Genomic DNA, 6,000 nt, shown 5'->3' on the forward strand with positions numbered 1-6,000 from the left:
TTAATTATGTCTGTATGGCAAAATTATCAGGATGAATACCATGATTTATCCAGACGATCGCATCCTCCGCGCTTGTCATTGTCGGCGGTACGCGCAAAACATGAATATGCTGCGTCGATGGACATGTCATCTTGAGTAAAAATATCGGCTCTAAATCGACATCTGCATTAATTTTCAATAGGTGATATTCTCTCCAAGTATCAATCTCGATCGCACCTAATTTATCACAGATTTTTTCATATCCTACTTGTTCGATTAAAGTCTTTCTAATCTCGGCATTTTCTTCATCTAGCAACCATTCAGGATTCCAATCGCTAAACTTCATCCAATATCGACGCGGAAGCTTTGTATTAAAAAGTCGAACTGTTTTTAGAACAGGAAGGGATTTAAGGATCGATAAGTCTGTGAATAAATTACCATCTAGCTCTAACTCGGTTAATTTAGTTAAATATTTGATACTGTCAGGCAGCTCATCTATTTGGTTATCTTCTAATTTAAGCTTAGTTATTTTCGTCAGACGCTCGATCCAAGTTGGTAATTGCGTCAATGAATTAGATTCTAAATTTAATTCAATTAAATTTGTTAAATGTACAATACTATCTGGCAAATGATCGATCTGATTGCCAGAGATATTTAGTCTTGTGAGAGTGGTCATTTTGACAAGGTTATCCGGTAAGTTAGTTAATTGATTGATACCAATACCAAGTGTTTTTAGATTCGGAAGATTGCAAATTCTTTCTGGTAATGTATCGAGAGCATTCTCGCCTAGGTACAAGTAGAGTAAATTACTTAAATTACCAATACTTTCTGGTATTTTTTTGAAGTCATGACCGCATATACTAAGGTATCTCAAGTTAACAAGATTGCTAATGCTTTCTGAAAGTTGAGTAAATTGATTACCATAATGTTGACTACCCCACATAATAAGAAAGGTTAGACTAGTCATTTGAAAAATAATTCCTGGACAATCACTTGCTTCAAAATCACCCATATTTAAACTAACTAACTTGTTAAGATTTACAATGCTATTCGGTAAATTTGAAATTTGATTGCAACAAATATCTAGTTCTTTTAGGCTAATAAGATCGCCCATGTTTTGAGGTAATATCTTAATATAATTTTTGCTTAAATCTAATCGTTGTAAGTTAAGTAGCTTGCAAATATTGTTTGGCAATATTTGAATCTCATTCCAACTCACAACCAAATATTTTAAGTTAATCAGAAGATCTATATTTGCAGGTATATTGGCTAGGCTATTATGAGAAATATCTAGGCGAGCCAATTTTTTAAGATTTATAATATTTTTAGGTAAGCTAGTTAGCTCATTATTCCGCAGATTTAATCTAGTCAGATAGGTTAACTGGCAAATACTATCTGGTAATTCAGTCAAGCTCGAACTACTGAGATCTAGACTAGTCGATCGATCTTTTTTTGCTTTCTCGATTACGGCGGCTAATTCTTCTTTCGTCATCTCGATCGATCCCAATCTATCTACAAACTAAGAGTACCCATAATTATGGCTAATCGAGTCAAACAAACAACATCAAATCGCTCTCAGATAATTGACTGAGTAGTTCAGCGATCTATACCACTACTCACAGACTCGATTCGTCGATCGATTGCTCGATCTTAATTGTCGGCATCGTATTCGATTCACCCCCATTTTATTTGGATTGGATACGCAGCGAAAGCAGCATCGCAACTAATTAGAGTGAGAGAAAGATCGATTGCTTGAGCGATGAGAATCCGATCGAATGGATCGCGATGATGGAGTGGAAGATTCATTACCCGAACTGTGTCGGCGAAGGAAATGGGTAATAAGCTAATTCCAGCAGGTTCTAGACTAGCTTCGATCGATTCATAATTCGATCTAAGTGATAATTTCCCAATACTTAATTTAATCGCAATTTCCCATAGACTAGCAATGCTAAGATAAACTCGATCTGCATTTTCAATATCTATCTTTATTGATTCGGGTAACTTAGGATCGTTCTCTGAATACCAGATGAAAGCATGAGTATCCAAAAGTAGATTAGTCACTACATATACTCCTGAAAATCTTCTAGCGGCTCATCAAAGTCTTCAGACAGCGGCAAAACAAAGGTGCCTTTTAGAAAACCTGCTTGCCGCTTCTTCTGTGGTTGTGGAGTATTTTTTTTGTGAGTTTCTAGTAAGAATTGTGTATAGTGAAGAACTTCTTGCTGGAGTGAATCAGGTAGTTTGTGAAGATATTCTAGGATTGTGGTTTCTATCATTCGATCGCCTCAGCTTAGGTATGTATTGATATTGTTATCTATTAATTTACTTTAAACTCGCTAATCTCCCACCGAAAAATCCCCTCCTCTCCTGTCGGAGACGCTACGCGAACGGAGCGACGTTTTTATTCTGGGGGAACCCCAGAATAAAAAAACGTCAAGACAGGGGTGCCCATAGGGCGGGGTGGGTAGATCTGCGCTTGCACCAATTAACTCCGAATGCTTTGGATTAGACATCATACTTTCGATCGATCCCAATATAGCTATAAACTAAGAGTATCCAGAATTATGACTAGTGAAAACAGATTCTCGACTGCTGAAGTAAGTTATAAATTATCGATTAGGGCATTATTGATATTTGGATTTCAGTTCGAGTGCAGCACAAAAGCTGTTGAGGCTATTTAACAAAGCATTGTAGTAGGAATAAGCATCATCGCGATCGATCTGAAGATAGTTATACAATGCTAGTTCTGGCTCTGGCACCAGAGACACCTGTGGAATATCCAATCCTGCGGCAGCCAAACGTGTAGATGCGATCGAAATTAATAGCGATCCGATTGTATTATTTCTGCCGTGGTAAAGATCTTCCAGCCCAGGTAAAATTAGCTCCGATCCTGGCAATTCATTTAGTTCCATTATTTAGCACTCTCTGATGTATTTTCACAACGATCGATAAATTGTTCGATCTTATTTCTCAGAAGATCGGAGTCGAGAGCAGGAAATTGAATCAATTCAGATTCGATCGCATCAAAGCAATCGCGTAGTTTTTCTAAACTAAATAATTTCTGTTTATACATAGCTAGAACATCATCAATGTCGCGGTTATATCCTCTCGATAGTTTAGAAAGAGCTTGAGCTGTGAAATCATAATGATAAAAAGAGATTTCACCTTGCCGTCCAATGAAGACGCTTCTGTCACGCCATCCAGGAAGCTGAGGTAAGAAATCTTGAGGGGAAGCCAGTTCGATATTGATGTCCAATTCTTGTTTGAGTTTGGCGATAGCTTGAAAAATCCCTGGCGGTTCGGGATCTAGACGAATATCGATATCTACCGTAGAACTGCGCCACCCAATCAGCAGCGCACTAGCACCACCTGTAAAGTAGATACAGCCGGAACCACGGGCTTCTCGACCCAATGCTTTCATGAGTTGTTCGATCTTCTGAGGATCGACATTTGAGCGCATAATTTTATAATCGAGCCTTATTTCTGATATCCGACAATCTTAGTCCATCTATTCATCAGATAAATCATAGTTGGCGATGGTATATTCTTTATCGGGAATCACCTGATGTTATACATCTGGTACCAAACAGCGGATTGCTTCTAACAAACCCCTGGCTTTATTCAAAGTTTCCTCATATTCAGTTACCGGATCGGAATCCGCTACCAAACCTGCGCCTGCTTGCACCGATACGCTATGATTTCCCGCACCATCGGGACGCACAACCATCGTCCGTAAGGTAATGGCGGTATTTAATTGCCCTTCAAAATCGTAATACCCATATACGCCCGAATAAGCACCGCGCCGACAACCTTCGAGCGCGTGGATGATTTCGAGGGCGCGAATTTTAGGCGCGCCGCTGACTGTACCCGCCGGGAAACAGGCTTTGAGTAAATCCCACGCGGTTTTATCTGGTGCGAGTTGTCCGACGGCATTACTGACAATGTGCATAACATGAGAATACCGCTCGATCGTCATTAATTTATCGACTACTACCGTTCCGCTCTGACAAACTCGTCCGAGATCGTTGCGCCCTAAATCGATCAACATCACATGTTCGGCGACTTCTTTGGTATCGGCGAGTAGTTCGGCGGCTAAAGCGTCGTCTTCGGCGGGTGTTTGTCCGCGCCGTCTGGTACCAGCCAGCGGGCGCAGTGTAGCTTTTAGCGTACCATCCCGCTCGCGATCGGCGCGCACCATTACTTCTGGGCTAGAGCCGATAATCTGCCAATCGCCAAAGTTAAAGTAAGCCATATAGGGCGAGGGATTGACTAGGCTTAAAGATCGATATAAATCGAACGGATCGCCTGTATATCCGGTTGATAATCGTTGGGAGACGACGACTTGGAAAATATCGCCTGCGGTAATATGCGCCTTGGCTGTTTCGACATTGGCACAAAATTCAGCTTTGGAAGTATTACTACTATATGCGGCGGGGAGTTCGGTTAATGCGGGACTCGGTTGCGGTGGTGTCCATTCTAGAGCCTTGGGTGCGAGTGGCTGTTGGAGTTTATCGACTAATGTTTTGACGCGATCGGTAGCCTGGGCATAAGCTAAGGCAAGATCGCCATTACAAGCCCCAACATCGGCATACGCGATCGCCCAAATTTTGCGCTTGACGCGATCGAAGATAATTAAATGATCTACTTGCATCCACAAGCCATCTGGTAGGTCTTCGGCGGTGGCTGGATGGATGGGAACTCTAGATTCAATCCATTTCATCAATTCATATCCCCAGAAGCCAAATACGCCCCCGATACCGCTGGGTAGCTGCGGCAGTTTGACGGGGTGGTACGGTTCTAAACAGTTTGCCAGGACTTGAAACGGATCGCCTGTAAATGTCGAGATCGTGCCGTCGCGATGAGTTTTGGTGGTGCTATCGCCGCGATTTTCTAGCGTCCATAATGGGTTACAGCCTAAGAAGCTATATCGTCCGACAGTTTCGCCACCTTCGACAGATTCCATCAAAAAGCTATAGGGCTGACCCGCACAAACTTTATACCATGCCGAGACAGGCGTATCTAAATCGGCAACCCATTCTTGATAGACAGGGATGAAATTACCTTCGCTGACGAGCTGACTGAAGCGATCGAAACTGGGGAAGATCATTACAATGAGTTTGGCATGGTATCTATCCTATTGTGCCTGTTGGGGCGATCGTCAGGCAATTATTTTTTTGAGAGTTCTGAAAACCGCTATATAATAAGGGCTGCAAGTTGTGGACGCTTCAAAAACTGCGATGGTAAATTTAAATCCTACTTCCTCCTTCAGTATTTCCATGCATTTGGAAGTACCCAATCGATCGGGTATGCTGGCAAGTATCGCTCAGGGTATTGCTTCTGTCGGGGGAAATATCAGTTCCCTAGATATTACCGAGCAAACGCGGGCACTCTCGCGCATCGATGTAACTGTCGATGCGACTAGTACCGAACATGGCGACCAAATTGTCGAAGTTGTTAAATCGATTCCCGAAGTGCGGCTGACGAGTACGTTCGATCGGACGATGCAGCTTCATCGCGGTGGTAAAATTCGGATGGAGAGCAAGATTCCCCTCACTCGCCAGTCAGATCTGGCGATGGCTTATACGCCAGGAGTCGGGCGCGTTTGTATGGCGATTGCCAATGAGCCAGAACGAGTTTACGAATTAACAATCAAGTGCAATACTGTAGCGATCGTCACCGATGGTAGCGCGGTATTAGGATTGGGAAATCTCGGTGCAGCCGCTTCGATGCCTGTAATGGAAGGCAAAGCGATGTTATTTAAAGAATTTGCGGGACTCGATGCCTTCCCTATCTGTCTGGATACTCAAGATACCGAAGAAATTATCAAAACCGTCAAACATCTCGCACCAGTATTTGGGGGAATTAACCTCGAAGATATCGCCGCGCCGCGTTGTTTTGAAATCGAAGCCCGATTGCGCGCAGAATTAGATATTCCCGTATTTCACGACGATCAACATGGTACCGCGATCGTCACCCTCGCCGCGCTGTTAAACTCGCTCAAGTTAGTTAAAAAATCCCTCG

At 42.6% G+C, this 6,000-nt stretch carries 7 protein-coding genes; 1 reads left to right on the forward strand and 6 read right to left on the reverse strand.

The genetic code is table 11. From position 1 onward, the window contains the following. Positions 1-4: 4 nt before the first annotated feature. From RMO79_RS00995 to RMO79_RS01020, 6 genes are all read right to left on the reverse strand, one after another. Entirely contained in the window at positions 5-1,471 is a 1,467-nt protein-coding gene (locus RMO79_RS00995) for a DUF6745 domain-containing protein (protein ID WP_310481179.1), read from the reverse strand. Positions 1,472-1,653: 182 nt separating this feature from the next. Next, the gene (locus RMO79_RS01000; protein ID WP_310481181.1) at positions 1,654-2,040 is read right to left on the reverse strand and encodes a type II toxin-antitoxin system VapC family toxin; all 387 of its coding nucleotides are present in this window, start codon (positions 2,038-2,040) and stop codon (positions 1,654-1,656) included. After that, complete coding sequence (locus RMO79_RS01005) at positions 2,040-2,255, reverse strand: DUF2281 domain-containing protein (RefSeq protein ID WP_310481182.1); 216 nt, start codon at positions 2,253-2,255, stop codon at positions 2,040-2,042. The genes RMO79_RS01000 and RMO79_RS01005 overlap by 1 nt, the downstream gene beginning before the upstream one ends. A gap of 348 nt (positions 2,256-2,603) precedes the next feature. Next, entirely contained in the window at positions 2,604-2,891 is a 288-nt protein-coding gene (locus RMO79_RS01010; protein WP_310481183.1) for a hypothetical protein, read from the reverse strand. Beyond that, positions 2,891-3,439: a DUF6036 family nucleotidyltransferase gene (locus RMO79_RS01015; protein WP_310481184.1), complete on the reverse strand. Its 549-nt coding sequence runs from the start codon at positions 3,437-3,439 to the stop codon at positions 2,891-2,893. The genes RMO79_RS01010 and RMO79_RS01015 overlap by 1 nt, the downstream gene beginning before the upstream one ends. Positions 3,440-3,547: 108 nt before the next feature. After that, positions 3,548-5,086 (reverse strand): anthranilate synthase component I family protein, encoded by a 1,539-nt coding sequence (locus tag RMO79_RS01020; protein ID WP_310481185.1) that lies wholly within the window; start codon positions 5,084-5,086, stop codon positions 3,548-3,550. 130 nt (positions 5,087-5,216) lie between these two features. Between RMO79_RS01020 and RMO79_RS01025 the strand changes: the two genes are divergently transcribed. Continuing rightward, the coding region (locus RMO79_RS01025; protein WP_310481187.1) for an ACT domain-containing protein at positions 5,217-6,000 on the forward strand (784 nt) is incomplete at its 3' end.

The organism is Chamaesiphon sp. VAR_48_metabat_403, from assembly GCF_031422475.1.
GTDB lineage: Bacteria > Cyanobacteriota > Cyanobacteriia > Cyanobacteriales > Chamaesiphonaceae > Chamaesiphon.

What these genes read in the sequence shown, in the direction of transcription:
- RMO79_RS00995 (WP_310481179.1), bottom strand. Translation starts at nt 1,471, where the DNA reads ATGACGAAAGAAGAATTAGCCGCCGTAATCGAGAAAGCAAAAAAAGAT.
- RMO79_RS01005 (WP_310481182.1), bottom strand. Translation starts at nt 2,255, where the DNA reads ATGATAGAAACCACAATCCTAGAATATCTTCACAAACTACCTGATTCA.
- RMO79_RS01010 (WP_310481183.1), bottom strand. Translation starts at nt 2,891, where the DNA reads ATGGAACTAAATGAATTGCCAGGATCGGAGCTAATTTTACCTGGGCTG.
- RMO79_RS01015 (WP_310481184.1), bottom strand. Translation starts at nt 3,439, where the DNA reads ATGCGCTCAAATGTCGATCCTCAGAAGATCGAACAACTCATGAAAGCA.
- RMO79_RS01020 (WP_310481185.1), bottom strand. Translation starts at nt 5,086, where the DNA reads ATGATCTTCCCCAGTTTCGATCGCTTCAGTCAGCTCGTCAGCGAAGGT.